At 71.4% G+C, this 25,241-nt stretch carries 22 protein-coding genes and 1 tRNA gene; 10 read left to right on the forward strand and 13 right to left on the reverse strand.

Annotated elements, in window-relative coordinates; translation table 11 throughout:
- The first annotated feature begins 195 nt into the window (after positions 1-195).
- The 3 genes from QC385_RS33625 (at position 196) to QC385_RS33635 (ending at position 3,345) form a co-directional block, all read left to right on the forward strand.
- On the forward strand, positions 196-1,401 hold the full coding sequence (locus tag QC385_RS33625; protein ID WP_279545142.1) for a DNA polymerase III subunit delta': 1,206 nt from the start codon (positions 196-198) through the stop codon (positions 1,399-1,401).
- A gap of 128 nt (positions 1,402-1,529) precedes the next feature.
- On the forward strand, positions 1,530-3,164 hold the full coding sequence (locus QC385_RS33630) for an alpha/beta hydrolase (RefSeq protein ID WP_279545143.1): 1,635 nt from the start codon (positions 1,530-1,532) through the stop codon (positions 3,162-3,164).
- 107 nt (positions 3,165-3,271) lie between these two features.
- Positions 3,272-3,345, forward strand: a tRNA-Thr gene (locus QC385_RS33635).
- Positions 3,346-3,434: 89 nt separating this feature from the next.
- On the opposite strand, the gene QC385_RS33640 is transcribed toward QC385_RS33635, so the two are convergent.
- From QC385_RS33640 to QC385_RS33695, 12 genes are read right to left on the reverse strand one after another with little or no spacing between them, the layout of a single operon-like run.
- Positions 3,435-4,691, reverse strand: a complete 1,257-nt coding sequence (locus tag QC385_RS33640) for an MFS transporter (RefSeq protein ID WP_279545144.1) — start codon at positions 4,689-4,691, stop codon at positions 3,435-3,437.
- Entirely contained in the window at positions 4,688-5,845 is a 1,158-nt protein-coding gene (locus QC385_RS33645) for an ATP-grasp domain-containing protein (RefSeq protein WP_279545145.1), read from the reverse strand. The genes QC385_RS33640 and QC385_RS33645 overlap by 4 nt, the downstream gene beginning before the upstream one ends.
- Entirely contained in the window at positions 5,842-6,537 is a 696-nt protein-coding gene (locus tag QC385_RS33650) for a metallophosphoesterase family protein (protein ID WP_279545146.1), read from the reverse strand. The genes QC385_RS33645 and QC385_RS33650 overlap by 4 nt, the downstream gene beginning before the upstream one ends.
- Positions 6,538-6,542: 5 nt before the next feature.
- Positions 6,543-7,745 (reverse strand): ATP-grasp domain-containing protein, encoded by a 1,203-nt coding sequence (locus QC385_RS33655; protein ID WP_279545147.1) that lies wholly within the window; start codon positions 7,743-7,745, stop codon positions 6,543-6,545.
- Entirely contained in the window at positions 7,742-8,047 is a 306-nt protein-coding gene (locus QC385_RS33660) for a glutaredoxin domain-containing protein (protein WP_279545148.1), read from the reverse strand. The genes QC385_RS33655 and QC385_RS33660 overlap by 4 nt, the downstream gene beginning before the upstream one ends.
- Positions 8,047-9,189 carry a pyridoxal-phosphate-dependent aminotransferase family protein gene (locus QC385_RS33665; RefSeq protein WP_279545149.1) on the reverse strand — a complete coding sequence of 381 codons (1,143 nt, stop codon included), beginning with the start codon at positions 9,187-9,189 and terminating at the stop codon, positions 8,047-8,049. The genes QC385_RS33660 and QC385_RS33665 overlap by 1 nt, the downstream gene beginning before the upstream one ends.
- Complete coding sequence (locus tag QC385_RS33670; RefSeq protein WP_279545150.1) at positions 9,186-9,650, reverse strand: YjbQ family protein; 465 nt, start codon at positions 9,648-9,650, stop codon at positions 9,186-9,188. The genes QC385_RS33665 and QC385_RS33670 overlap by 4 nt, the downstream gene beginning before the upstream one ends.
- Positions 9,647-10,762 carry a hypothetical protein gene (locus tag QC385_RS33675; protein WP_279545151.1) on the reverse strand — a complete coding sequence of 372 codons (1,116 nt, stop codon included), beginning with the start codon at positions 10,760-10,762 and terminating at the stop codon, positions 9,647-9,649. Before QC385_RS33675 ends, QC385_RS33670 begins: the two co-directional genes overlap by 4 nt.
- Complete coding sequence (locus QC385_RS33680) at positions 10,759-11,694, reverse strand: isocitrate lyase/phosphoenolpyruvate mutase family protein (protein WP_279545152.1); 936 nt, start codon at positions 11,692-11,694, stop codon at positions 10,759-10,761. Before QC385_RS33680 ends, QC385_RS33675 begins: the two co-directional genes overlap by 4 nt.
- Complete coding sequence (locus QC385_RS33685; protein ID WP_279545153.1) at positions 11,691-12,716, reverse strand: hypothetical protein; 1,026 nt, start codon at positions 12,714-12,716, stop codon at positions 11,691-11,693. The genes QC385_RS33680 and QC385_RS33685 overlap by 4 nt, the downstream gene beginning before the upstream one ends.
- A complete protein-coding gene (locus QC385_RS33690; RefSeq protein WP_279545154.1) occupies positions 12,713-13,285 on the reverse strand; it encodes a thiamine pyrophosphate-dependent enzyme in 573 nt (190 codons plus the stop codon). Before QC385_RS33690 ends, QC385_RS33685 begins: the two co-directional genes overlap by 4 nt.
- Before the next feature lie 2 nt (positions 13,286-13,287).
- Entirely contained in the window at positions 13,288-13,812 is a 525-nt protein-coding gene (locus tag QC385_RS33695) for a thiamine pyrophosphate-binding protein (protein ID WP_086599722.1), read from the reverse strand.
- A 653-nt stretch (positions 13,813-14,465) separates the two neighbouring features.
- Here QC385_RS33695 and QC385_RS33700 point away from each other — a divergent pair.
- The 6 genes from QC385_RS33700 (at position 14,466) to QC385_RS33725 (ending at position 22,994) form a co-directional block, all read left to right on the forward strand.
- Entirely contained in the window at positions 14,466-15,911 is a 1,446-nt protein-coding gene (locus QC385_RS33700; protein ID WP_279545155.1) for a hypothetical protein, read from the forward strand.
- Positions 15,908-17,974, forward strand: coding sequence for a class II fructose-bisphosphate aldolase (locus QC385_RS33705; protein WP_279545156.1), 2,067 nt, complete (start codon positions 15,908-15,910; stop codon positions 17,972-17,974). Before QC385_RS33700 ends, QC385_RS33705 begins: the two co-directional genes overlap by 4 nt.
- Entirely contained in the window at positions 17,971-18,468 is a 498-nt protein-coding gene (locus tag QC385_RS33710) for a YbaK/EbsC family protein (protein ID WP_279545157.1), read from the forward strand. Before QC385_RS33705 ends, QC385_RS33710 begins: the two co-directional genes overlap by 4 nt.
- An 88-nt stretch (positions 18,469-18,556) precedes the next feature.
- Positions 18,557-19,510 (forward strand): DMT family transporter, encoded by a 954-nt coding sequence (locus tag QC385_RS33715; RefSeq protein WP_279545237.1) that lies wholly within the window; start codon positions 18,557-18,559, stop codon positions 19,508-19,510.
- 93 nt (positions 19,511-19,603) lie between these two features.
- The gene (locus tag QC385_RS33720) at positions 19,604-21,238 is read left to right on the forward strand and encodes a PucR family transcriptional regulator (protein ID WP_279545158.1); all 1,635 of its coding nucleotides are present in this window, start codon (positions 19,604-19,606) and stop codon (positions 21,236-21,238) included.
- A 292-nt stretch (positions 21,239-21,530) separates the two neighbouring features.
- Positions 21,531-22,994, forward strand: a complete 1,464-nt coding sequence (locus QC385_RS33725; RefSeq protein ID WP_279545160.1) for an amino acid permease — start codon at positions 21,531-21,533, stop codon at positions 22,992-22,994.
- Positions 22,995-23,050: 56 nt separating this feature from the next.
- On the opposite strand, the gene QC385_RS33730 is transcribed toward QC385_RS33725, so the two are convergent.
- Complete coding sequence (locus tag QC385_RS33730; protein WP_279545162.1) at positions 23,051-23,968, reverse strand: AraC family transcriptional regulator; 918 nt, start codon at positions 23,966-23,968, stop codon at positions 23,051-23,053.
- A gap of 206 nt (positions 23,969-24,174) precedes the next feature.
- Between QC385_RS33730 and QC385_RS33735 the strand changes: the two genes are divergently transcribed.
- Complete coding sequence (locus QC385_RS33735; RefSeq protein ID WP_279545163.1) at positions 24,175-25,068, forward strand: glycosyltransferase family 2 protein; 894 nt, start codon at positions 24,175-24,177, stop codon at positions 25,066-25,068.
- Positions 25,069-25,241 lie beyond the last annotated feature (173 nt).

Below are 25,241 nucleotides of genomic sequence, written 5' to 3' on the forward strand. Positions count from 1 at the left end.
GAACGCCTCCGCCGACCTGCGAGACGCCTGCGCCGGACCTGCGAGATGCCGGCGCCAGGCCCGCGAGATGCCGACGCCAGCCCCGCGAGACCTGGTCCCGTCCGGCGGGACCAGGCGGCGAGGGCAGCCGTTGTCAGTGGTCACCCCCACAATGGACCTCACACCGTGGAACGTGACGAAAGGGCGGCGTGACCCATGACCGTGTGGGACGACCTCGTCGGGCAGGAGAGGGTGAGCGCGCAGCTGGACGCCGCCGCCCGGGACGCCGACGCCCTGGTCACCGTGGCCGGAACCGACGTTCCCCCGCCCGAGGCGTCGAAGATGACGCACGCCTGGCTGTTCACGGGCCCGCCCGGGGCCGGCCGGAACCAGGCGGCGCGGGCGTTCGCGGCGGCCTTGCAGTGCGTCAGCCCCGACCGCGCTCTCGGCGGCTCCCCGGGCTGCGGCTTCTGCGACGGATGTCACACGGCCCTGATCGGCACACACGCCGACGTCACCACCGTCGCCGCGGTCGGCTCGCAGATCCTCGCCGACGACATGCGCGACACCGTCCGCAAGTCGTTCACGTCACCGGCGAACGGCCGCTGGCAGATCATCCTCGTCGAGGACGCCGAGCGGCTGAACGAGAAGTCGGCCAACGCCGTCCTCAAGGCGGTGGAGGAGCCCGCCCCGCGTACGGTCTGGCTGCTGTGCGCCCCCTCCATCGAGGACGTCCTGCCGACGATCCGCTCCCGCTGCCGCCACCTGAACCTGAGCACGCCGTCGGTCGACGCCGTGGCCGACATGCTCGTACGCCGTGAGGGCATCGAGCCGGACGTCGCCGCCGCGGCGGCCCGCGCGACCCAGGGCCATGTCGAGCGCGCCCGCCGCCTGGCCACGGACCCGGCCGCGCGCGAGCGCCGTGCCGCGGTGCTGAGGCTGCCGCTGCGGGTGGACGAGATCGGCAGTGCGCTCAAGGCCGCCCAGGAGCTCGTCGACGCGGCCGCCGAGGACGCCAAGCAGCTCGCCGAGGAGACGGACTCCAAGGAGACCGAGGAGCTGAAGGCCGCGCTCGGCGCGTCCCAGGGCGGCCGCATGCCGCGCGGTACGGCGGGTGTGATGAAGGACCTGGAGGACAAGCAGAAGCGCCGCCGAACGCGCACGCAGCGCGACAGCCTCGACCTCGCCCTGACCGACCTCACGTCCTTCTACCGCGACGTCCTCGCCCTCCAGCTCGGCTCCCGCGTGGCCATCGCCAACGCGGACGCAGAGGACGCCCTGGAGCGCCTCGCCCGCGGCAGCTCCCCGGAGGCCACGCTCCGCCGCCTCGACGCGATCGCCGCCTGCCGCGACGCCCTCGACCGCAACGTGGCGCCGCTGCTCGCCGTGGAGGCGATGACGATGGCGCTCAGAGCGGGCTGAGCCGGCACCGGCGGAGCGGCACCGCGCGTCCTGCCCACGAGGTGGAAGCGGAGTTGACGCCGTAACTCGTACGAGGCACGACGCGCACGCTGGGCATCCATTCCGTCGCCCAGAGTTACGCTCGCTGGATGGACACAAGGCGCCTTCCCCGCTCCGCCTCCCGATCCGTCTCCCCTTCCGGCGGCCTGCACCGCCGGGCCCGCGGCGGAGGCAGGACCGCGGCCGGCCTCCTCGCCACGGCCGCGCTGCTCGTCTCCGCCTGCTCCTCCGGGAGCTCGACGACGTCCGCCACGGCTGCGGCGGAGGAAGCGGCACTGGTCGCGTTGCCGCGGTCCACCCCCGCCGCGCTCACGCCGTACTACGACCAGAAGCCGGCCTGGCGCCGCTGCGACGTCTCCGGCTTCGAGTGCGCCACGATCAAGGCACCGCTCGACTACGCCAAGCCGTCCGCCGGGGACGTCCGGCTCGCCGTCGCCCGCAAGAAGGCCACGGGCCCGGGCGAGCGGCTGGGCTCGCTGCTTGTGAACCCCGGCGGTCCCGGCGGCTCGGCGATCGGCTACGTCCAGGCGTACGCCGGCATCGGCTACCCGGCCGAGGTCCGTGCCCGCTACGACATGGTGGCGGTCGACCCGCGCGGCGTGGCCGGCAGCGAGCCCGTGGTGTGTCTGGACGGGCCGGGGATGGACACCTACACGCAGACGGACACCACGCCCGACGACGCCAAGGAGACCGACGGGCTGGCCGAGGCGTACCGGACGTTCGCCGAGGGCTGCGGCGCGGACGCGCCCCGGCTGCTGCGCCACGTGTCCACCGTGGAGGCGGCCCGGGATATGGACATCGTGCGGGCAGCGCTCGGCGACGAGAAGCTGAACTACGTAGGCGCCTCCTACGGCACGTTCCTCGGCGCGACGTACGCCGGGCTCTTCCCGGACCGGACGGGCCGGCTGGTGCTGGACGGCGCGATGGACCCGTCGCTGCCCGCCCGGCGGCTGAACCTCGAACAGACGGCGGGCTTCGAGACGGCGTTCCGGTCGTTCGCGCGGGACTGCGTACGGCACGCAGACTGCCCGCTGGGAGAGGCGGGCACCTCACCCGAGCAGGTCGGCAAGAACCTCAAGGCGTTCTTCGAGAAGCTGGACGCGCGGCCGACCGCCACCGGCGACGCCGACGGCCGCCGCCTCACCGAGTCGCTCGCCACCACCGGCGTGATCGCGGCCATGTACGACGAGGGCGCCTGGCAGCAGCTGCGCGAGGCGCTGACGTCCGCGATGAAGGAGAACGACGGCGCCGGGCTCCTCGTCCTCTCCGACGGCTACTACGAGCGGGACGCCGACGGCCGCTACAGCAACCTGATGTTCGCCAACGCGGCCGTGAACTGCCTCGATCTGCCGCCCGCCTTCGACACCCCCGACGAGGCGCGCAGGGCGCTGCCCGAGTTCGAGAAGGCGTCCCCGGTCTTCGGTGAGGGTCTGGCATGGGCGGCCCTGAACTGCGCGTACTGGCCGGTCCACGCCACGGGCGAGCCGCACCGCATCGAGGCGAAGGGCGCCGCCCCCATCGTCGTGGTCGGCACCACCCGCGACCCGGCGACCCCCTACCGCTGGGCGCAGGCCCTGGCCGGCCAGCTCTCCTCGGCCCGCCTCCTGACCTACGAGGGCGACGGCCACACGGCCTACGGCCGCGGCAGCTCCTGCATCGACCGGACGATCAACGCGTACCTCCTCCGCGGCACCCCTCCCACGGACGGAAAGCGCTGCTCATGACCTCGCGCCCAGCCCCGGAGGCGGGCCCTCCGGGGCTGGTGCGGAGCACCCTCGGAAACTGTGTAGACTTACCGTCGTTGCTGATCGCACCATAGTGCGGACAGCGCGCCGCCTTAGCTCAGATGGCCAGAGCAACGCACTCGTAATGCGTAGGTCTCGGGTTCGAATCCCGAAGGCGGCTCTGAAGGAAACCGCAGGTCAAGCTCTTGACCTGCGGTTTTTCGTTTTGCCGTTTGTGATCCTCGTAAGTTCTGTGCCCGTCCCTGTCGCCTACTTCACGGCAGCCGGCAAGGACGGCGGACGGACCCGCAGCGCCAGTGGGGCCGCGGCTCCCGCCACGGCGAACAGGGCGCCCAGTACGAGCCACCCCTCGCGCGGGCGGTCTCCGAGGCAGAGCACGGCTATCAGCACCGGTGCCACCGCGGTCGCGGCGCCGCGTCCCAGGGAGAAGAAGCCCTGGTACTGGCCGTGCATTCCTTCCGGCGTGAGTGAGAAGCTCAGCCCGAACGAGCCCGCCGACAGCCACAGTTCGCCGAAGGTGAGGGCGGCCGCGAACAGCAGCAGCAGGACCGTCGCCGGCCAGCCGCCCATCCCGCCGGTGAACGCCGCCAGCGCGCATGCGGCGAACAGGGCGATCCCCGAGTTGCGGCACATCCGGGCGGCCCGGCCGTCGTCCTCGGCGCCGCGGCTGAACCGTATTTGCAGGCAGATCACCATCACCGTGTTGACGGCGACGATGCCCGATACCAGGACCGGCGGTGCCTCGGTGTGCTGGAGCACCCACAGCGGTACGGCGAAGGACAGCACCTGTGCCTGGAGGGACAGCACACCGCAGATCAGGGTGACGGCGGCGTACCGTCGGTCGCGCAGGACCTGCCAGCCGGAACCGGTGTGCCCCGCCTCCTCGGCCGGCCGGGTCCGGCGCGGCCGCAGCCACACCAGGGGCACCGCCGCCGCCGGGTAGGTCAGCGCCGTGCACCACAGCAGGGCCATGTACCCGGTATCGGTGTCGGCTTGGATGACCAGCGCCGAGGCCGCCGCGCCGATCGTGATGCCGATGTTGGTCACCACCCGCAGATAGGCCCGCAACCGTACCCGTTCGGCGCCCTCCCCGACCGTGGCGACCAGCGCGCCGCGGGCCGCGGTGCTGCCCTGCTCGGCGAGGAGGAAGACCAGGATCAGCCCCAGGAACATGGGGAACGTACGGGCGTAGGCCAGCGCGGCCATCGTGGCGAACTGGACGCCGAGCAGGACGCTGTACGTCCGCCGGGGGCCGAACCGGTCCGCCAGCCTGCCCAGCGGTACGGCACCGGCCAGCGCCACGATCCCGGCGACGGTGAGGCCGGAGGCCACCTGGTGCACGGGCAGTCCGACGACCCGTGTGAAGAACAGGGTGCTGGTGGTCAGATAGAGACCGCTGCCGACCGTCTTGACCAGCCATGACAGCGCGAGCAGCCGGGGCTCGCCGGGGGCGGGCAGAGCGGCGTCGAGCAGGGCACGCGCCCGGCCCGGAGCGGATGTGGTCATGCCGCGGGCCCCGCCAACTCGTGCAGGCGCGCGATGAACGTCTCCGCGGCCGCCTCGTCCGCGGCCGTGAAGTACGCCTCCAGGTGCCCCGGGCTGGCGCACTCCTGGGGCGTCAGTACTTCCAGCACGCCGGGCAGGGCCAGTACCCGCTCCCGTAGGCCGGGCAGTGCGGGCAGGCGGGTACGGCCGACCGTCTCGCGGTGCGGTTCGCGGTCCGGCCGGCTTGGCTGTTCACCGGCCGAGACCCGGACGAACTCCTCCCACAGGTCCACCCCGAAGGCGTGCCTCCACATCCGGGAGATGCCCATGCCGCCCGGCCGTACGGCCACTTCGCCGATGACCGGACCCGCCTGGGTGCGGAACACCTCCAGGTGCGTGACCCCGGCCGGCAGGCCGAGCGCGCCGATCACCCGGCGGTGCAGCTCGAGGACCTCCCGCGAGAACGGGTCCGTCTGGTCGGCGACGTACCCGCTGTTCAGGCTCGGCGAGCTGTGAAGCGGTGGGAGGAAGTAGCGGGATACGGCCGCGCGGGCCACCTCGCCGTCGTGGACGACGCCGTCGCAGTGGTACTCGTGCGTGAACCGCACCAGGCGCTCCACCTGCACCGGCAGCCGCTTGCCGGCGAGGTCGGCGAAGCCGCCGGCCCGGTGCCGCTCGGTGAACTCCTCGGGGGAGTCGACGCGGTAGGTGCACTTCGAGCCGGCGCCGAACACCGGCTTGATCATGACGGGCCAGCCGGTCAGCTCCGCCGCCCGGGGCACCTCGTCGACCGTGGCCGCCTGGGCGTGGTCCGTCACCGGGAGACCGGCGGCGCGCAGCCTGTCCTTCATCGCCCTCTTGTGGGCGCCCCACAGGGACTGGTCGAAGCCCGGCCCGGGCACTCCGAGCAGCACGCGGACCAGCCCGGCCGCCACCACGCTCTTCTCCGTGGCCGCGATGACGTGGTCGACGGGGCCGTGTGCGGCGAGCTCGTACGCCGCCTGCTCGACCTGCGTCAGGTCGGCGAAGCTGTCGACGTACGCCACCTCGTGGTTCCGGTACAGGTCGGCGTACACCTTGCGGGTGATGACGCGGACGGTCACGTCGGGGCGGCGGGCCAGGGCCTCGAGGACCTCGGGCTTGTCCGAGTTGAGCAGGAGTACCTGCCGGGTCACTGCTTCTCCGTGGGTTGTGCGGACGGGGGAACGGGTGCGCGGTGGTAGGTGACGGTGGCGGCCGCCTCGTCGACGACGGCCCAGACGGGGGAGGGGCCGCGGTCCGGGGCGCAGCGGGTGACGGAGCCCACGTTGACGACGTAGCGGCCGTCGGGCGCGAGCGGGACCGGCGTCCCGAACCGCAGGGGCAGGCGTTCCACCCGCACCGGTCCGGTGCCGCCGGGCCACAGCCGGTACAGCGCGCTGCGGTGATGGTGCCCGTGCACCAGCGCCCGCCCGGGAAAGTCCGCCTCGGCCGGGCACCACAGCCCCGGCTCCAGCTCGCGCCACGGCAACGGGTGACCGTGGCAGTACAGGGCGAAGCCGGTGCGGTGCTCCAACGGGGCGTCGAGCAGCGGGCGGGTCCACTCGGGCAGGCGGTGGTCGGGCACAAGGGCGCGGATCCGCTCCTCCTGGTTGCCCCGCACCAGCAGTACCCCGTCCAGGAGCCGGGCGAGTTCGGGGTCCGGGTCGAAGACGTCGGCCAGCCGGCCGCCGAACTCGTACCCGTCCACCTCCCGTTTGCCGACCCGGCACTCGAAGACGTCGCCGAGGCAGACCACCCGGTCCACCCGCTGTTCACGGATCCCCTCGAGAACGGCGCGCAGCCGTGCTGTGTCCCCGTGGACGTCGGTCACGACGGCATGGCGCACGGCTCTCACCCGCTCGTTTCGATCCGCACCCGGCCCGCCAACTCCTCGCAGACACGGGCGGCGTCGGCCGCGTCCCTGCCGTCGGTGATGACGTGCCCGGCCCGGTCCTGCGAGCTGCGGACCGGACGGACCAGGTCGCCGACCGCGACGTCCAGCCGGATCTCGGCGGAGGTGCCCTCGGTGTCGGGCAGGGCGATGGACCGGACCGTTCCCGGTGGTGGGGTGAGGAAGCGGATGGCCGCTCCGCGGCGGGCCACCGGAGGGTCGGCGGGCGGACGCAGCAGGCCCAGCGGGCAGCCCGCCGTGAGGGCCACCACGTCCAGTCCGTAGGCCCGGCGCAGCAGTTCACGGATCTTGTCGCCGCCGATGCGGTTGTGCGACTCGAGGATGCGCGGGCCCTTCCCGGTGACCTTGACCTCGGTGTGGGCGGGGCCCTCCGTCAGACCCACGGCGTCCAGAAAGGCGTGGACGAGGGCAGCCACCTCCACCAGGACGGGCGCGGGAAGGGCGCTCGGCTGGGTGTGCCCGGTCTCCACGAACGAGGCACCGACCAGCTTGTCGGTCACCGCCAGCACGGTGTGCTTCCCGTCGTACGAGAAACTCTCCACGCTGATCTCGGGCCCGTCGAGGTATTCCTCGGCGATCGGCTGTGTGCCGCCCGCCGCTTCGAACGCCCGCCAGACGTCCTCGGCGTCCTTTGGCCCGGCCACCCGGAAGACGGCCTGACTGCTGGTGCCGGCCGCGGGTTTGAGGATGACCGGTCCGCCGGTCGTACGGCAGAACGCGGCGAGTTCGGCCGCGCCGCGCGGTGCGGCGGTGTGCACCGGGCCGATGCCGCGGGCGTTGAGGATCTCCCGCATGCGCTGCTTGTCCTGGAGCAGGCCCACGGTGTGCAGCGAGTTTCCGGGCAGGCCGAGCCGCTCGGCGACCGCTGCCGTCGGCAGCAGTCCGCGCTCGGTGAGCGACAGCACCCGCGCGAAGGGGCGTTCGGCGTGCAGCGGCGCCAGGGCCGCGTGAGTTGCGTCGGTGTCCGCCAGGTCCACGGCGAGAGCCGTGTCGGCCTCAGCGGCCACCGGCGGCGCCGGCTGCGCCGCGTCGTGCACGAATACGGTGTCGACGCCCAGCGCGCGGGCCGCGTGCACCAGTTGCGGGGTACCCGCGAGCACCGCGATACGCGGTGCCGCGGGCCCCTGCTGACCGACGTTCATGCCACGGGCTCCGGCCGGCCTTCCAGCGCGGTACCCACCTGAGGCGTCACCGCCTCCGGGTCGCCGAAGCGCTCCTTGAGGTAGGCGATGATGTCGGCGTTCTCCCGCAGCTTGCCCGGGATGACCGTGGCCCCGTCGACCAGGGCCGGGATGAACTTGCTGCCCGTCGTGCGGATCAGCTCGTGCCGCTCCTCGCGCGGCTTGGGCACGTTGATGTTGATGTAGGAGACCTGGAGCTTGGTGAGCAGCTCGCGCACGGGCTTGCAGTCCGGGCAGGTCTCCCGCTGGAACAGGACGAGCATCAGCGGCCCTCCTCGTGGAACGTACGGATGATCTCGCCGACGCCGGAGCCCGGCGTGAACGTGTGGCCCAGGTCGAGCAGGGCCATCTCCAGGGCGCCGAAGATCCCGCTCAGGTCGAGGGCGTCGGCCGCGCCCACGTGTCCGACCCGGATGAGTTTGCCCTTGAGGTGTGCCTGGCCGCCGGTCATGGTGACGCCGTACGAGGTGGACAGCGTCTTCAGCAACTGCCCGGTGTCGATGCCCTCGGGCGCGAGGGCCGAGGTGATGACGTGGCTGCGCCGGTTCGGGGACTGGACGAAGGTGCTGAACCCGAGTTTCAGCAGCCCGCGTTCGGCCGCCCTGCCGAGGACGGCGTGGCGCCTGCGGAAGGCCTCCATGCCCTCCTCGTCCAGCATCTTCAGTGACTCGTGCAGCGCGAGCAGCAGGGACACCGCGGGGGACGAGGACGACATCGGGTAGAAGTGGCGCAGCCGCTCGAACGACCAGTAGTAGTTCGGCCCGCTGGACCGCTCCACGGCCGTCCACGCCTTGTCGGAGAGCGCGACGAAGGCGAGCCCCGGCGGCAGCATGAAGCCCTTGTGGGACGCGGCGAGGACCACGTCCAGGCCCCACGCGTCCATCTCCAGCGGGTGCACCAGCAGACCGCTGATGGCGTCGACGACCACGACCACGTCGGTGTCGCGGAAGATCCGCCCGATCGCCTCGACGTCGTTGAGCGCCCCGGTGGACGTCTCGCTGTAGACGACGAACGCACCCCGGATCTCCGGGTGTTCACGGTAGGCGGCTGCCACGCGCTCGGGGTCGGCGCTGGTGCCCCAGTCGCTCTCGACGACGTGCACGACGAGTCCGTAGGACGTGCAGATCGCCTGGAAGCGCTCGCCGAAGTAGCCGTTGGAGACGACCAGGACCTCGTCGCCGGCCGAGAAGCAGTTGGCGACCGCGGCCTCCATCGCGCCGGTCCCGGAGGAGGCGATGGTGTACACGGGGGCGCTGGTGCCGAACAGCGGGGGCAGGCCACCGCTGATCTCGTGGATCAGCTGCTCCATCTCGGTGGAGCGGTGGTGGATGATCTCGCGGGCCCCGGCCAGCAGCAGGCGCTGCGGTACTTCGGTGGGGCCGGGTGTGGCCAGCCGCAGCTTCACCGGCTGTTCTCCTTGATCTCGTCGGTGTGGGGGGTGGTTGTCGCGGGCCGGGGAGCGTCGATGAAGACGCGTCGGGTGGCGGGCTTCAGATCGAAGTCGAAGAGCACCACGCGGTGGCTCGGCGACATGGCGAGGCGGCCGTCCCGGAAGGGGACGAGCAGACTGGTGCCGAGCAGCGACGACTTCAGGTGGGAGAAGCCGTTGGGGTCGGCGGTGGTCAGCTCGTGCAGATAGCGGCTGCCGTCGGCGGGGGACTCCGGTGCGATCCGCTCCAGCGTCCGCAGCAGGTCCTGCACGGCGCCCGGTTCGTAGCGCATCACGGTGAGCCCGATGGTGCTGCCGTGCGCGAACACCCCGGCCAGACCGTCGCCCGTGCCGTGCTCCTGGAGAGCGGCGGCGATCCGGTCGGTGAGGTCGTAGTGGGAGTTGAGGCCGGTGCTCTCCACCGTCAGTTCGATCACCGGGCCACCTCCGCGGGCCCGCCGATCATGGGCGGCACGTTCTCGGCCGTCAGGTCGCCCGGCCCGGTCAGCGTCCAGGCGGGTACCCCGGCCAGGACCTCGGTGATGCGGGCCAGCCGGTCGGCGTGGGCGGCGCGGCCGTCGTCGAGGTAGTGGTGCCAGCCGGCGTTGGCGCCGTCGAACGCCGACTCCACGTTGGCGCGCAGGACTTCGGCGTGCTCCTGACGGCCGCCGGTCAGCGGCTCGACGGCCGTGGCCTCGCCGGGGCCGATCGCCGGGTGCAGGATCGCCGCGACGGGCACGCGCACCCCGACCGGGGCGCTCGGGAAACGGTCCCGGAACGGCAGCGGGTCCACCGCGAACTTCCCCACGGGCGAGAACGCGTGGCCCTCGGCGGGCACGTAGTCGTCCCCGATCCCCGCGATGTCCTTCAGGCCCGGGTACTTGGCGACGGTGCCGTAGCCGAGGTGCGGGTAGTCGGGCCAGCCGGCCGCGACGACCGAGCCGTCCGGCAGCTCGTGCAGCACGGTCTTGTCGCCGCTGAGCACCTGGTAGCCGAAGTGCTCCACCAGCTCCAGGAGCACCGTGCTCTTGCCGGCCCCCTTCGCGCCGGTGATCAGTACGACCTCGCCGTCCCGGTAGGCGGCGGTGGCGTGCAGCACCACGGCACCGGTGTTCTCCTGGTGCTTCAGCACCAGGTCGCGCACCAGCTCGACGAAGTCCATGTGCCCGCCGGCCCCGAGCGCCACGTCGATCACCCGGGCGGTGGGGTCGAAGACGAAGCGGCTGCCCGTCTTGGTGCACTCCAGGTACTCGCGGGCGTCCACCACGGCCCGCCGGGCCGGCACGGTGAAGAACTCGCTGGCGCTCTTGCGGAGGTAGATGTCCTCCTGCACGGTCCCGGCCGGAGGCGCGAGGCGCTCGGGGTCGAAGGCGTGGACGCGCAGGATCGCGACCGGATCGCGGCCGGTCTCGTCGGGCTTGGCCTCCTCGGCGGTCAGATGCGTGGCGAGGAAGTCGAGCGCGCCTTCGATGCCGGCGCCGTCCTCGACGTCCAGGTCGAGCCGGGTGCCGTGGAAGTCCAGTCGCAGAGCGGTGGTGTGCGTGGTCACTGTGCGGCCTCCGCGAGTTCGCGTCCCAGGGACTCGTAGCGCTCCTGCTGCTGAAGCATCTGGGGCATGCGCTGCAGGTCGAAGATTTCCTTGAGCGGGGCGAGTTCGGGCTCCACGTTCAGAGTGGTGCCGTCCCGCATGATCCGGGTGAGGGTCTCCCGCATGGCCCGGATCGAGCTGCGCAGCGCCTGGTTGGCGTAGATCGCCATGGCGAAGCCGCGCTGTTCCAGCTCCTCGACGGTGACCTGGTTGTACGTGGTCGGCACGACGATCACCGGGAGGTCGCCGGCGTAGGCCTCGCGGAAGGCGAAGACCTCCTCGGGGTCCTTGCGCTTGGAGTGGATGAGCAGGGCGTCCGCCCCGGCCCGCTCGTACACGTCGGCCCGGCGCAGTGCCTCCGCCATGCCCTGCCCGGAGATGAGCGCCTCCAGACGGGCCACCACGACCATGTCCGTACGGGTCTCCGTCGCGGCCCGGATCTTGCCCGCGAAGTCGTCCAGCGGGGCGAGGTCCTGGTTGCCCTCGATGAAGCTGTTGAGCTTGGGGAACTGCTTGTCCTCGATGCACACGCCGGCCACGCCGCGTGCCTCGTAGGAGCGCACCATGTGGATGACGTTGTTGACGTTGCCGAACCCGGAGTCGCAGTCCGCGAGGACCGGGATGTCCACCGCGGACGCGAGGTCGGCGGCCGAGTCGAGGCACTCGCCCATGGCGAGGATGTTGGCGTCGGGCACGCCGGCCGTGGCGGAGATCTCCAGTCCGCTGGACCACACGACGTCGAAGCCGGCCTCCTCGGCGAGCCGTGCGCTGAGCGGGCTGTGCGAGCCCATGGCACGGGCCAGTCGCGGTGCGGCGAGCGCTGCGCGCAGCCGCTGTGCCGCGCCGGCCGGCGCGTCGTTCGGTTCCTGCTGGGGCGATCGGCTCCCGGTCATGCGTCCCCTCCGTTGGTTCGTGCGGTCTGTCCGGCCAGTTCCCGGCACACGTCCTCGACCGTCTCGTCGAGGACCTTGCGCGGTCGTGCCGCGCCGATCCTGCGCCCGACCTGCCACGGGTCGAGTCCGTGGCGGGCGCTGATCTTCTCGATGCGGTCCTGGAAGTAGAAGTGGTGGTCGTTGATCCCGGCCGCGATCTCGGCCCGGCGCACCGTCATGGGGCGCGGCAGCACCTGCTCGGCCACGTATTCGGCGGCCTCGCAGACCAGGGGCAGATCGGCGTGGGTGTCGTACTTGGGCCACGCGGTGAGGAAGGCCGCGGCCTGCTCGGTGGCGAGGTTGCCCGCGCCCCGCGCCATGGCGCAGAGCGAGGCGTCCAGCCAGCTCACGCCCGAGTCCAGTCCGGCGACCGCGTTGGCCGCGGCCAGGCCGAGGTTGTTGTGGGCGTGGACGCCGAGCGGTGTCGGCAGCCGCTCGGCCAGCAACTCGATACGCCGGCGGACGTCGTCCGGGGTGAGCGCGCCGAAGGAGTCGGCGATGTAGAAGACGTCCGGTGGTTCGCTCGCCACGACCGCGGCGACCTCGGCCAGCTGCTCCTGGGTGGTGTAGCTGACGGCCATCAGATTGACCCCGGCCTTCAGGCCGAGGGCTCGCACGGCACGGACGTACTCCGGGACCCCGTCGATGTTCCACGGGTAGGCGGCGATGCGCACCATGGACACCGGGCTGTCGGGCAGGTCGTCCATGGCCCGTACCGGGCACACGGTGGGTACGACCATCACGGCCAGCTCGGCGTGCGAGACGGCCGGCAGCGCGGCGAGGTACTCGGGCGTGCAGTGTGCCGAGGGTCCCGCGGTGGTGCTGGCCCGGCTCCCGGAGCCGCCGCGGTAGCCGACCTCGATGACGTCGATGCGGGCGGCGTCCAGGGTGCTCACGATGGTGTGGACGTCGGTGGCGGTGAACTGCCAGTCGTTCTGGTTGCCGCCGTCGCGCAGGGTGCAGTCGAGCAGAGTGGGTTTCATGCGGCCCCCTCCAGGTGCTGCGCCGGATCGGCCAAGTGGGCGCGGAATCGTTTCACCAGCTCCTGGGGGGTCTGCTCCACGCGCTTTCCGGCGGGGTGGCTGCGAGGCTTGCAGCGGATCCGCACCAGCGTGGGCCTGCCGGTCAGGTCCAGGGCGGCCAGCTCGCCGAGGTCGTCCACGGTGTGGGCGGCGGCGTAACCGGCCGCGAGGGCCATGGCCGCCGGGTCACCGAGGGCGGCGGTGCGTTGGCCGCCGGTGCTCTCGTGTGCTCCGTTGTCGAGGACGACGTGGACCAGATCGGGCCGGTGCTCGGCGATCATCGGCAGACAGCCCGGGTTCATGGCGAACGAGCCGTCGCCGTCCAGCACCAGTACCCGGCGGTCCGGGTGGGCCAGCGCGATGCCGAGCCCGATCGGCGCGGCCATGCCCATGGAGCCGACCAGATAGAAGTGGTTCGCGCGATCGCGGATGTTGTACACGTCACGCGTGATGTAGCCGCAGGTGCTCACCGTCAGGGCGGCGGACTCGCGCTCCAGCAGTGCGCCCAGGGCGTCACGGATGTCCAGCAACGCTAGATCCCTTCCCGGACGATCAGTACGGCGGTGTTCCGGCCGGCGTCGTACTGCTTGAGGAACGCCTCCACGGAGTCCTCGGGGTGCTCGTTGTCCAGCACGGTCCAGGGAAGCCCGAACACGTCGAGCAGCCGGGTGAGTTCGCGTCCGATGACGTCGTGCTCGACGGCGTCCTTGCCGTCGTGACCGCGCCAGCTGACCACGATCGGCAGGTGGACGTCGTAGATGAGGTTGAACGAGGTGAGGACGTTGAGCGAGTAGCCGAGGCCGGAGTTCTGCATGAGAACCACGGGCCTGGCACCCGCCACGGCGAGACCGGAGGCCACTCCGAGGGCGCTGTCCTCACGCGGTGCGGGTATGTACGCGGCTGGGCATTCGGGGTCCTCGAGTAACCGGAAGAACCCCTTCAGCAGGGAACACGGCACGCCGGTGAAGTGTGAATGCCCGCGGGATACGAAGGCCTTGAGCAAGGTTTCTGCGACTTCGGTCCCCGGCCCTGCCGCCAACGAAGATTCAGGCAGCACGTATGACCTTTCCTATGTGAAGCACGGACGTGTTCACGCCCGGCGAGGAGCGTCTCCGTGCCCCCCGGCGGGGTGGATCCTGTATGACCTCCAGGGGAATCCGCAATGACATTCCAGCATTCGGACAGGCGAATTGCATGCACGGATGAGTCGGACATGTCACACATTCTTTCGGATGCGCATCGTGTCGTGTGGCAACCGTTGAGTGATGGAAATCGATACTCGCCGGATCGATTTGAGTCAGATGATGAGTGGGGTATCGGATGCTTTACGGGGCACCTCGCGCGCACCGGATTGAGGGGACCTGTGCGGGCAATTCGGGCGTCAGGGGCGGTGTCTTGGTGTGTATTGTCCGTATTACTCCCCCCGGGGCGCGTGCCGACCGGCGGCAAGGCGCGGATGTGGCGTGGCTGGATTCGGATGGACCGATGCTGGTGTTGCTCGTGTAAATTCTTCGCCATTGGCCTGTGGATGCCTCAGGGGGCCCGAAGAATCGGGGAGGCTCCGGAAGAGCATTGATGGCGGCGTTCGGCTTGTGCCGACGCATTACCCGGCACAGTGCCGTGCGCGGGTGCCGACTCTTCTCCCCCCCTTCTGTCGTCTCCTTCTTTTTTTCTTTTCGGTTCATTCCGATATGCAGCGGGGGTTGATTCATGCGCGCGGCAGAACATGACAGCGGTATCGGCCTTGTCGACGACGAAGCACAGGCGGCGGTCGTGGCGGCCGAGGGGATCATCGAAGAGGCATCGGGGAGTGAAAATGCCGGTGTGTTCGGCCAGGTGTGGTCGGACGACCGGGTGGCGCACCTGCTGGAGCGCCTCACCTCGGACTTCGTGCTCGACAACACCTACCGTGAGCAGCACCTGAGCCTCACGGCCAGCGAGAACTACCCGAGCAAGCTGGTACGGATGCTCGGCAGCGGGCTCCAGGGCGGCTTCTACGAGTTCGCCCCGCCGTACCCGGCCGAGGCGGGCGAGTGGGCCTTCCCTGACTCCGGCGCGAACGCGTCCCTGGTGGGGAAGCTGACCGGGATCGGCCGGCAGCTCTTCGAGGCGGCCACCTTCGACTGGCGGCCCAACGGCGGCTCGGTCGCCGAGCAGGCCGTGCTGCTGGGTACCTGCGGGCGCGGCGACGGCTTCGTGCACTTCGCGCACAAGGACGGTGGCCACTTCGCCCTGGAGTCGCTGGCCGCCGCGGCCGGCGTCAACACGTACCACCTGCCGATGGTCGACCGGACCCTGCTCATCGACGTGGACCGGCTGGCGACGCTGTGCGCCGAGCACCCGGAGATCAAGCTCGTCATCCTCGACCAGTCGTTCAAACTGCGCTGGCAGCCGCTTGCCCAGATCAGGGCCGCGCTGCCCGAGGGCGTCTTCCTCGCCTACGACGCCAGTCACGACGGCGCCCTGATCGCGGGCGGGGCGCTGCCGCAGCCGACGCTGCTCGGCGCGGACGCCGTGCACGGCAACACCCACAAGACCATCGCCGGACCCCAGAAGGCCTACATCGCCTTCCGGGACGCGGACCACCCGAAGCTCAGGGCGGTGTCGGACTGGGTCTGCCCGCAGATGCAGAGCAACTCGCACGCCGAGCTGATCGCACCCATGTACGTGGCCCTGTCCGAGATCGCCCTCTACGGCCACGACTACGCGCGTCAGATCCTCGCCAACTCCAAGGCTCTCGCACACGCCCTGCACGAAGAGGGGGTGCGGGTCTCCGGGGAGTCCTTCGGGTTCACCGAGACCCATCAGGTGCACGTCATCACGGGGTCGGCCGCCGACGCGCTGCGGCTGTCCCTGGGCGACCTGGCGCACGCCGGGATCCGCACCACCAACATCGAAGTGCCGGGCGCCAACGGGCTGCACGGCCTCAGGCTCGGCGTCCAGGCGATGACCAGGCGCGGGCTGCGCGAGGCGGAGATGCGCGAGGTGGCCCGGCTGGTGGCGAAGGTGGTGCTGCGCCGCGCCGAGCCCACGACGGTCCGCGCCGAGGTCGCCGACCTGCTCCAGCACCATGCCTTGGACCGGCTCGCCTACTCCTTCGACGCCTACGTCGACTCGCCGGCCGCGGCCCGTCTGCTGGGGGAGGTGTTCCGGTGAGCACGGCGACTCCGGCGAACGCGTCGGGTCCGGCGAGCGTTGCGGGAACCGCGCGTACGGCCGCCCATGAGACGAGCGTTGCGGGAACCGCGCGTACGGCCGCGCATGAGAGCGGTGCCGCCCCGGCGAGTGCGACGGTCTCCGCCGCACCCACGGACCAGGCGGGTACGGCGGTCTCCCCGGGCGCCACGGCCCCGGACTCCCCGGCGGGCCCGATGACCCGCCTGATCCCCCGGCCTCCGCTGCCGCCCGGCGTGCCGGGCGCCACCGTACGGCCGCGCCGCGCCGACGCCCCGCACGCCGTGATCGGCGCGGAGGTCTGGCACACCGGGTGGGCCCGCTCGCTCCTCGAACGGCTCGAACTGCGGACCGTCATCGCCGACGAGAGGCTGTCGTGCGAGCGGGTGCTCGACACGCTCGCCGCCCAGTCGGTGGCGTTCGTGTGCGAGGAGCTCCCGGTCAGCGGCCTGGCCGCGATGACCTGGGCGGCTCGCCGCACCGAGGCGCTGCGCCGCGACGACCCGCTGCTCGGCGTGGTCTTCATGGTCGAGGGCCGGCGGGCCCTGGACCCCCGCGCCCTCGGCCCGCTGGTGCGCACCCTGTCGCCCGGCGACACGGACCTGCCCGACTTCCTCGCCGAAGTGCAGCGCGTGCGGCACGAGTACCACTGGGAACTGCGCAACCGGCGCCCCGGCCCGCTGCCGTCCGGAGGAGCGGCTGCGCCACCTGCCCGGTGGAGCGGGACCGTGCCGAACTTCAACGTAAAGCATCCGTCCATGCTGCTGCCGTACGCCCTGCTCTCGGCGCGCACGCGGCGGGAGGTCTACTGCGAGATCTCGCCACAGGAAGCGCTGCTGTTCGTCGCGGACAGCGTCGGCCGGGGTCCGGCCGCCGCCGTCGCAGAGGTCTTCCGCACGCTCCGGCAGGACGTCGACCGGCTCAACACCGAGCTCGGCTCGCGGCTGCGCCTCCACCTCGACCACGCGGACGACTACGAGGTGGTCCAGGCCGCCTGCGAGGCCGGGTTCGACTCGGTCATGGTCGACGGGTCCGGCCGCACGCTCCACCAGAACGTGCTGTTCACCAACGCGGCCACGGAACTGGCACGGCGCTACGGCGTCCTCGTCGAGGGTGAGATCGGCTCCATAGACGGGGCCGGGCTGCGCAAGTGGAACAAGACGACCGTCAGCGACTTCACCAGGTTCGTCGAGGATACGGACCTGGATCTGGTCGGGGCGCACGTGGGCCAGTTCCACAGCTTCGACTACGGCTTCGCCGCCACCCGCCGGTCGCTGGCCGATGTCGGCCTGATGGACGACCGTGCCACCGGCGACGACCTGCACGCCTTCGCCGAGGCCTGCGCGCGTGTCGAGAAGGACCTCACGGACGCCGGGCTGCCCGGCTACTCGGCCGAGCACCGGCTGGTGGCCGCGCTGGCGCGCCGGGCCACGACGGCCGGGGACGGGCCTGAGGCCGGGCCGCGGCTCGACGCCGTGTTCCGCGAGGCGCGGACGCGCGTCCCGGTGTTCCAACGGCCGCTGCTCGACGCCCTGGAGAAGGAGTGGCTGGAGCAGCGGCTGGCCAAGGCCCGGCGCAAGACGGAACTGTGGGACGAAGTCTTCGCCACCGAGCCCGCGCGCGAGCACCGGTACGCGGCGATCGACCACGGGCTCGTCCAGGCTCTCACCGGCGTACTGGAGGGCACCGGCCGCGCCCTGGTCGTGCACGGTGGCAGCTCGCTCTCGCGGATCGACCTCACGTCCCTGCCCGCGCACGGGGTCGCCCGGGTCAACTTCGGCAGCGGGGTCTACGCCGACTATCTGGAGGCACTGCGCGCCCATCTGCCCGTGGATCTCGCGGTGGACCCCAATTCGCCGACGGGCGAGGGGACTTGGAAGCATGTGCGGCGCATGTCGTACCTTGCGGAGGCGACACGTGACTGGCGGTCCTGGACCGATGCGCCGCCGTCCTTCGTCGACACCTTCGTCAGCCGGCTGGAGCGGTGCTACGCGGCTCCGCTCCGTGGCCGTACCCCCGTAGAGCCCCAGGGAGGCCGCAGTTGAGTCCCTTTGAGCAGATCGTCGACCTTCTCGACCGTGAGGAGGCCAGGTACCGCGTGGTCGAGCACCCGGCCGAAGGACGCTCCGAGGAGGTGTCCGCGGTGCGCGGCACAACCGTGTCGCAGGGTGCGAAGGCGCTCGTGTGCCGGGTGAAGGGGATCGAGTCCCCGGCGGTGCTGGCCGTGCTGGCGGGCGACCGGCGCGCGGACCTGAAGAAGGTCGTCGCCGCGGTCGAGGGCAAGAAGGGCGGGTTCGCCCCCTCGGAACTGGCCGAGCAGCTCACCGGCTGCGTGGTCGGCGCCATCCCGCCGCTGTCGCTGTCCGGCACGCTGCCCGTCGTCGTGGACGCGGAGTTCCTCGCGGCCCACGAGGAGATCGCCTTCAACGCCGGGCGGCTGGACCGGTCGGTGGTCATGGCCACGGAGGACTACGTACGGATCGTGGCGCCCGCGGTGGCGCCCATCGCGGCGCCGGCGGTTCCGGTCGTCGTGGAGTAGGGACCGACACGGTGTAGCGATCGGCACGGTGTAGCGATCGACACGGCGTAGCGATCGACAAGAAAAAGAGGGGGGCGTCGGCTTGCGAGTGCGCATCGGGGCACAGTTCGTCGCGCTGGCGTGCGCGTGGGGCTCGAGTTTCCTGTTCATCAAGGTCGCGCTGGACGGGCTGACGCCCGCTCAGGTGGTGTGGGGCCGGCTGGTGCTGGGCGCGCTGGCGCTCTGCGCGGTCATGGCGGTGACCCGCAGCAGGATTCCCCGGGATCCCGGGCTCTGGCTGCGGCTGTCCGTCGTGTCGGTCCTGCTGTGTGTCATACCTTTCCTGCTGTTCTCCTGGGCCGAGCAGCACCTCGACTCCGGCATGGCGAGCATCCTCAACGCCACCACCCCGCTGGTGACCCTCGCGGTCGGTACGGTCGCCCTGGCGGACGAGCGGCTCGATCGTCGCCGTACGGCGGGCCTGCTCGCGGGTTTCGCCGGGGTCCTGGTGCTGATCGGTCCCGGGGACCTGGCCGGTGGCGGCGGCCACCTCATGGCCGAGCTCGCCTGTCTGGGCGCCACCGCCTGCTACGGCGTCGCCTTCGTCTATCTGCGCCGGTTCATCACCCCGCGCGGACTGCCGGCGGTCAGTGTCGCCTTCGTGCAGGTCACCATCGGCGCGATCATCATGCTGGCGGCCACACCCTGGCTCGCGGCACCCGCACCCCGCATCGACGCGCCGATCGCGCTGGCCATGCTGGCGCTGGGTGCCCTGAGTACCGGCCTCGCCTATCTGTGGAACAACAACATCGTCCAGGCGTGGGGCGCGGTGAACGCCGCAGCGGTCACCTATCTCACCCCGATCGTCGGTGTCACGGCGGGCGTGATCCTGCTGGACGAGCGGCTGACATGGAACCAGCCGCTCGGGGCGGTGCTGGTCATCGCCGGGATCATGGCGGCGCACGGTGCGCCTCGTCCGGCACCGCGGCCGGTCCTGGTGGCGGACGCGCCGGTTGGGGCCGAGGTGGTTGACGCCGAGGTGGAGCAGCGTGTGGTCCGCTGAGCAGGGTTCCCAGGTCTCGGGTGCGCCCCTGCGGATAGCATCAGGGCTTCGGCAGGGCTCCCAATAGAGGCGACGATCATGGATCCGGCCGCAGTGTCTCCCCCCGCAGCGCGCATCGGCCTGCGTCAGTTGCTGATGGTGCTGGGCGACTCGTTGGTGGAGGTGCAGGCGGCTCCCGCCGGGCTGGACGTCGAGATCCGTGAGGTTTCGCTGCTCGATCCCGAGGACCCGCCGACCGCGCAGCCGGGTGAGCTGGTTCTCGTCATCGGTGCCCGGGGCCGGGCCGCTTTTCCCGCGCTGCGGGCCGCCGGGCGGGACGGAGCCGCCGCCGTCGTGGTCAAGCTGGACGGGCCCGGCCAGGCCGCGGTGCTCAGCGAAGCCGCCGCCGAGGCCGGGGTCGCCCTGCTCTCGCTGCGCAGCGAAGCACGCTGGGAGCAGGTGCACGCGCTGGCCCGGGCCGCCCTCGACGACGCACCGCCGGGCGAGCCGGGCATGGGGGCCGAGGAGGGCGACCTGTTCTCGCTCGCCCAGACCACCGCCATCCTCACCAGCGGCATCGTCAGCATCGAGGACGCCGCGAACCGGGTACTGGCCTACTCCCGCACCACCGACTCCGACGAGGCGGACGACCTGCGCCGGCGCTCCATCCTCGGCTGGCAGGGGCCGGAAGGCTATCTGGCCAAGCTGCGCGAGTGGGGCGTGTTCCAGCACCTGCACTCCAGCGACGAGGTGATCGGTATCGACAGCCACCCCGAGCTGGGCATCCGCCGCCGGCTCGCGGTGGCCATCCGGTCCGGGGACCGGCAGCTGGGCACCATCTGGGTGCAGGAGGGCTCGATCCCGCTGTCCGAACGCTCGCGCCAGGCGCTGCTGGGCGCCGCCCGGGTCGCGGCGCTCCATCTCGTACGCCGTCGCCGGGAGCTCTCGGACGATGTGACGCTCACCCGGACCCTGCTGGCCGGACTCCTGGACGGCAGCACCGGACCGCAGCCGCTCGCCACCCACCTGGGATTCGACGCCACCCGCCCGGCCGCCGTGCTGGGGTTCTCGTACGGGACCACAGAGGCGTACGCGACCGCGGAGGGCGCCGTCGTACCGGAACTGACCCACTCCGAGGTCACCAACCTGGTCTCCGTGCACATCGCCGCCCGGCACCGCAGCGCCCTGGTCACCCAGGTCGATCCCCGTATCTACGTGCTGCTGCCCCAACTGCCCCGCGGCATCGACACGGACACGCTGCGCGGCTGGACCCAGGAGATCACCGACGCCGCCCGCCGCCACCTGGGCCTGCCGCTGCGCGGCTCGGTCGGTTGCCTGGTGCCGGGGCTCGGGGATGTCCCCGAGTCGCGCCGGGAGGCCGACCGCATACTCGACGCCATGGTGAGCGCCGGAGTGAGCGTCGCGGTCGCCGCGCTGCCGGACATCCAGGCGGAGGTGCTGGTCAGCGAGATTCTGACGCTGCTCGCCGCCCGCCCCGAGATACGGGATCCCCGCCTGACCGCCCTGCTCTCGCACGACAGCCGGCACCAGGGCCGGCTCGCCGAGACCCTCCTGACGTACCTGAACTCCTTCGGTGACATCCGCGCGGCGGCCGCACAGCTCCATGTGCACCCCAACACGCTGCGGTACCGCCTCCGCCGGGCCGAGCAGCTGACCGGCCTCGATCTCAGCCGTCCCGACCAGCGTCTGCTGGCCATGCTCCAGCTGCGGCTGCCGCCCACCGGCTGAACCGGTTCCGCATTGGCCGGTCGTACAGCCATCGAGGCGGAGTTTGTTCAGCCTTCACAAACATTTGGCCCCATGACCCCCCATACGCTTGCGCAAATCCATTTCCGCAAGTGATGCGGCCCACCTCCCACGAGGAGACGGAGCGAAGCGCGGACGTGCGGTGACGACCCCATCACCGGCACGTCATCCGGAATCCGCGAACCGCACCGTGAACGCTTCCGGGAATCGTCAGTGCCCCGACCGTCCCTCCTGACGCACAGCACGGCACTCCCAACGACCCATGGATGTCGACATGACTACACGTCCCCCCGATTCACTGGCCCCTGATACCGCTCAATCCACCAGCGGTCAGCCTCCGGAGCAGCAGGCAGGTCTCCAGGCCGGCCTCAAGAACCGCCATCTGTCCATGATCGCCATCGGCGGTGTGATCGGTGCCGGTCTCTTCGTGGGCTCCGCCTCCGGTATCGCCGCCGCCGGGCCCGGCATCCTGGTGTCCTACGCACTGGTCGGCGCCCTCGTCGTCTTCGTGATGCGGATGCTCGGCGAGATGGCCGCGGCCAACCCGACCTCCGGGTCCTTCTCCGCCTACGCGGACCGGGCGCTCGGCCGCTGGGCCGGGTTCTCGATCGGCTGGCTGTACTGGTTCTTCTGGGTCGTCGTACTCGCCGTGGAGGCGACCGCGGGCGCCGTCATCCTGGAAGGGTGGGTACCGGCCGTACCGCAGTGGGCCTGGGCCCTGATCGTGATGACGGTCCTCACCGCCACGAACCTGGCCTCGGTCGGCTCCTTCGGTGAGTTCGAGTTCTGGTTCGCCGGCATCAAGGTCGTCGCCATCACGGGCTTCATCGTCCTCGGCGGGCTGGCCGTCTTCGGTGTGCTGCCCGGCTCCGACCACGCCGCGACAGGCTTCGGGAACCTCACCGAGCACGGCGGCTTCCTGCCGAACGGGCCGGGGGCGATCCTCACCGGCATCCTGCTGGTCGTCTTCTCCTTCATGGGCAGCGAGATCGTCACCCTCGCCGCCGGTGAGTCCTCGGACGCGCAGCGGGCGGTGGCCAAGGCCACCAGGAGCGTGATCTGGCGGGTCGGCGTCTTCTACGTCGGTTCGATCCTCGTCGTGGTCGCCCTGCTGCCGTGGAACGACCCCGCGATCGAGAAGAAGGGCTCGTACGTCGCGGCCCTCGACTCGATCGGCATCCCGCACGCCGGCGAGATCATGAACTTCATCGTGCTGACCGCCGTGCTGTCCTGTCTCAACTCCGGCCTCTACACCGCCTCCCGGATGGCCTTCTCCCTCGGGCAGCGCGGAGACGCCCCGCGGTCCTTCGTCCGGACGAACACGCGAGGTGTCCCGCAGGCCGCGATCCTGGCCTCCGTGGTCTTCGGCTTCGTGGCGGTCGCCTTCAACTACCTGTGGCCGGACACGGTCTTCCAGTTCCTGCTGAACTCCTCGGGCGCCGTCGCGCTCTTCGTGTGGCTGGTCATCTGCTTCTCGCAGCTGCGGATGCGGGGGATCATCCTGCGTGAGAGCCCGGAGAAGCTCGTCGTCCGGATGTGGCTGTTCCCCTATCTGACGTGGGCGACGATCGCGATGATCGGGTTCGTGCTGCTCTACATGCTCACCGACGAGAAGGAGGGCGGCGGCCGCAGCCAGGTGCTGCTCTCGGTGCTCGTCGCCGCGGTGGTGATCGCGATCTCGTTGGTCCGGGAGCGGTCCCGCCGGAAGGACACCGCGAAGCCGGTCGCGCCGCGGTAGCCCCCGGCTCCGCCGGAACCCCGGGCCGGATCGACTCCGGCCCGGGGTTCCGGCGTTCAGCGGGTGGATTCCCGTTCCACCGGCAGCCACAGCTCGGCGTCCGCCTTCGTGCCGTCCGCCGAGAGGTCGGTCCGCAGGATCTCCGGGCCGGGGCGGCTGCGGTACGGGTTGGACGGGAACCACTCGGTGAACACGTCGCGCCACAGTTCCTGGATGGCCTGCGGTGCCGGGCCGGTCGTGGTGAAGACCGCCCAGGTGCCGGACGGGACGGGCAGGGTGGTGACGCCCGCGGGGAAGTCCGACGGGCCGTCCGACGGGCCGTCCGACGGGACGTCCGACGGGGTGGACGCCGCGGTGATCACCGCCTGGTAGTAGTCGAGCTCGGTGCCCTCGGCGCGGCTCGGGTCCAGGTCGTCGCAGACCGCGACGATGCCGTGCGGCTCCTGGTCCGAGAGCTTTCCGAGCTGCTCCAGGGCCTGTTTGCCGAGCCCTCGGACGAAGTCGATGATCGCCTGGTTCGGGCCCGAGTGCACGAGCGGGACACGGGTCTTGAATCCGGCGACCGTGAAGGCCGGGCGGTCCACCACTCGGTACTGCATGCTGCTGCTCCCTTCGACGGTGAGGCGGAAGGTCAGCCGGGGCTGGGAGACGAGCGCGGCGCCGGTGCGCCGGGCCTCGCCCGGGCCCACGCCGTGCATCGCGCGGAACGCCCGTGCGAACGCCTCGCCCGAGCCGTAGCCGCAGCGCACCGCGATCTCCAGCAGCGTCTCGTCGCCCGCGAGCACCTCCGCGCCCGCGATGGTCAACCGCCGGCGGCGGATGTACTCCGACAGGGGCATGCCTGCCAGCGCGGAGAACATCCGGCGCAGGTGGTACTCCGACGTGGCCGCGATCCGCGCCAGCTCGGCGACGTCCACGGGCTCGTCGAGGTGGCGCTCGATGTGCTCCATCGCCTGGTTGAGCCGCTCCAGCACGCCCGGTTCCTTCCTCTTTCGTGATCACCACGCTAGGCAGCGGGCACCCTGCCGCACCCGACATCCTGTGCCCGTTCCGGTCGGGTGCCGCCTCCGCTGGACGGCGTAGACGCATCGCCGTCCGGCAGGCGTACTTAAAGGGTCCTTATCGTGAACGGCTAGCATCGCCCGTCAACCGCAGTTGCCGATCGGGACGAGGTGAGGACATGGGGGCGCCCAGAATCGCCGTCGCCGTGGTGACCATGGGCAACCGGCCCGACGAGGTCGACGCCCTGCTGAGGTCCGTGGCCAAGCAGGACGTGCCACCCGAGCGGATCGTGATCGTCGGCAACGGCTGCCCGCTGCCCGAGTTCGCCCGGCGGCTGTCGCTTCCCGGCGAGGTCACCCCCATCGAGCTCGACGAGAACCTCGGCTGCCCCGGCGGGCGGAACGCGGCCCTCGCGCGGCTGCGGGAGTTCGGCGACATCGACGTCGTCGTGGATCTGGACGACGACGGGCTGCTCGTCGACGCCGACGTGCTGCGCCGCGTGCGGGAGCTGTACGCCGCCGACGAACGGCTCGGCATCGTCGGCTTCCGCATCGCCGACGAGCAGGGCGAGACGCAGCAGCGGCACGTGCCCCGGATCGGCAGCTCGGACCCCCTCCGGGGCGGGTACGTCACCGGGTTCCTCGGCGGCGGGCACGCGCTGCGGACGGCCATGCTCGACGAGGTCGGCGACTGGCCCGCCGAGTTCTTCTTCGCGCACGAGGAGACCGACCTGGCCTGGCGCGCGGCCGACGCGGGCTGGCGCATCCTGTACGCGCCCGAACTGCTGCTCCAGCACCCGAAGACCTCGCCCGCCCGGCACGCCATCTACTACCGCGTGAACGCCCGCAACCGGGTCTGGCTGGCCCGCCGCCGGCTGCCGTTCGCGCTCGTGCCCGTCCACCTGGGCGTCTGGGTACTGCTCACCCTCCTGCGGAATCGGTCGCGGGCGGGGCTGCGGGCATGGTTCGGCGGATTCGTGGAAGGTGTACGGGAGCCTGCGGGTGAGCGGCGGCCCATGCGCTGGCGGACGGTGTGGCGGCTCACGCGGCTGGGGCGGCCGCCGGTCATCTGACGCCGGGGGCGCGGGGTGGCCACACGCTCGGTGGCCGGAAGCTTGGTGGGGCCCCGGCCGTTCACCTCCGCCGACCGGGACCCGGACCCGGCCGCGGCGGCGACACTCCCCCGAGTTGCGCGTCCAGACGCGCGCGCCGCCGGGCCAGATCCGACGTAGTGATCACATCAGGT

It is taken from the genome of Streptomyces sp. DH10 (assembly GCF_029813805.1).
GTDB lineage: Bacteria > Actinomycetota > Actinomycetes > Streptomycetales > Streptomycetaceae > Streptomyces > Streptomyces coeruleofuscus.

Excerpts from the sequence above, each read along its gene's own strand:
- QC385_RS33625 (WP_279545142.1), top strand. The coding sequence starts at position 196 with ATGACCGTGTGGGACGACCTCGTCGGGCAGGAGAGGGTGAGCGCGCAG.
- QC385_RS33655 (WP_279545147.1), bottom strand. The coding sequence starts at position 7,745 with ATGAACGTCGGTCAGCAGGGGCCCGCGGCACCGCGTATCGCGGTGCTC.
- QC385_RS33725 (WP_279545160.1), top strand. The coding sequence starts at position 21,531 with ATGACTACACGTCCCCCCGATTCACTGGCCCCTGATACCGCTCAATCC.
- QC385_RS33685 (WP_279545153.1), bottom strand. The coding sequence starts at position 12,716 with ATGAAACCCACTCTGCTCGACTGCACCCTGCGCGACGGCGGCAACCAG.
- QC385_RS33630 (WP_279545143.1), top strand. The coding sequence starts at position 1,530 with ATGGACACAAGGCGCCTTCCCCGCTCCGCCTCCCGATCCGTCTCCCCT.
- QC385_RS33735 (WP_279545163.1), top strand. The coding sequence starts at position 24,175 with ATGGGGGCGCCCAGAATCGCCGTCGCCGTGGTGACCATGGGCAACCGG.
- QC385_RS33700 (WP_279545155.1), top strand. The coding sequence starts at position 14,466 with ATGCGCGCGGCAGAACATGACAGCGGTATCGGCCTTGTCGACGACGAA.
- QC385_RS33660 (WP_279545148.1), bottom strand. The coding sequence starts at position 8,047 with ATGCTCGTCCTGTTCCAGCGGGAGACCTGCCCGGACTGCAAGCCCGTG.
- QC385_RS33680 (WP_279545152.1), bottom strand. The coding sequence starts at position 11,694 with ATGACCGGGAGCCGATCGCCCCAGCAGGAACCGAACGACGCGCCGGCC.
- QC385_RS33640 (WP_279545144.1), bottom strand. The coding sequence starts at position 4,691 with ATGACCACATCCGCTCCGGGCCGGGCGCGTGCCCTGCTCGACGCCGCT.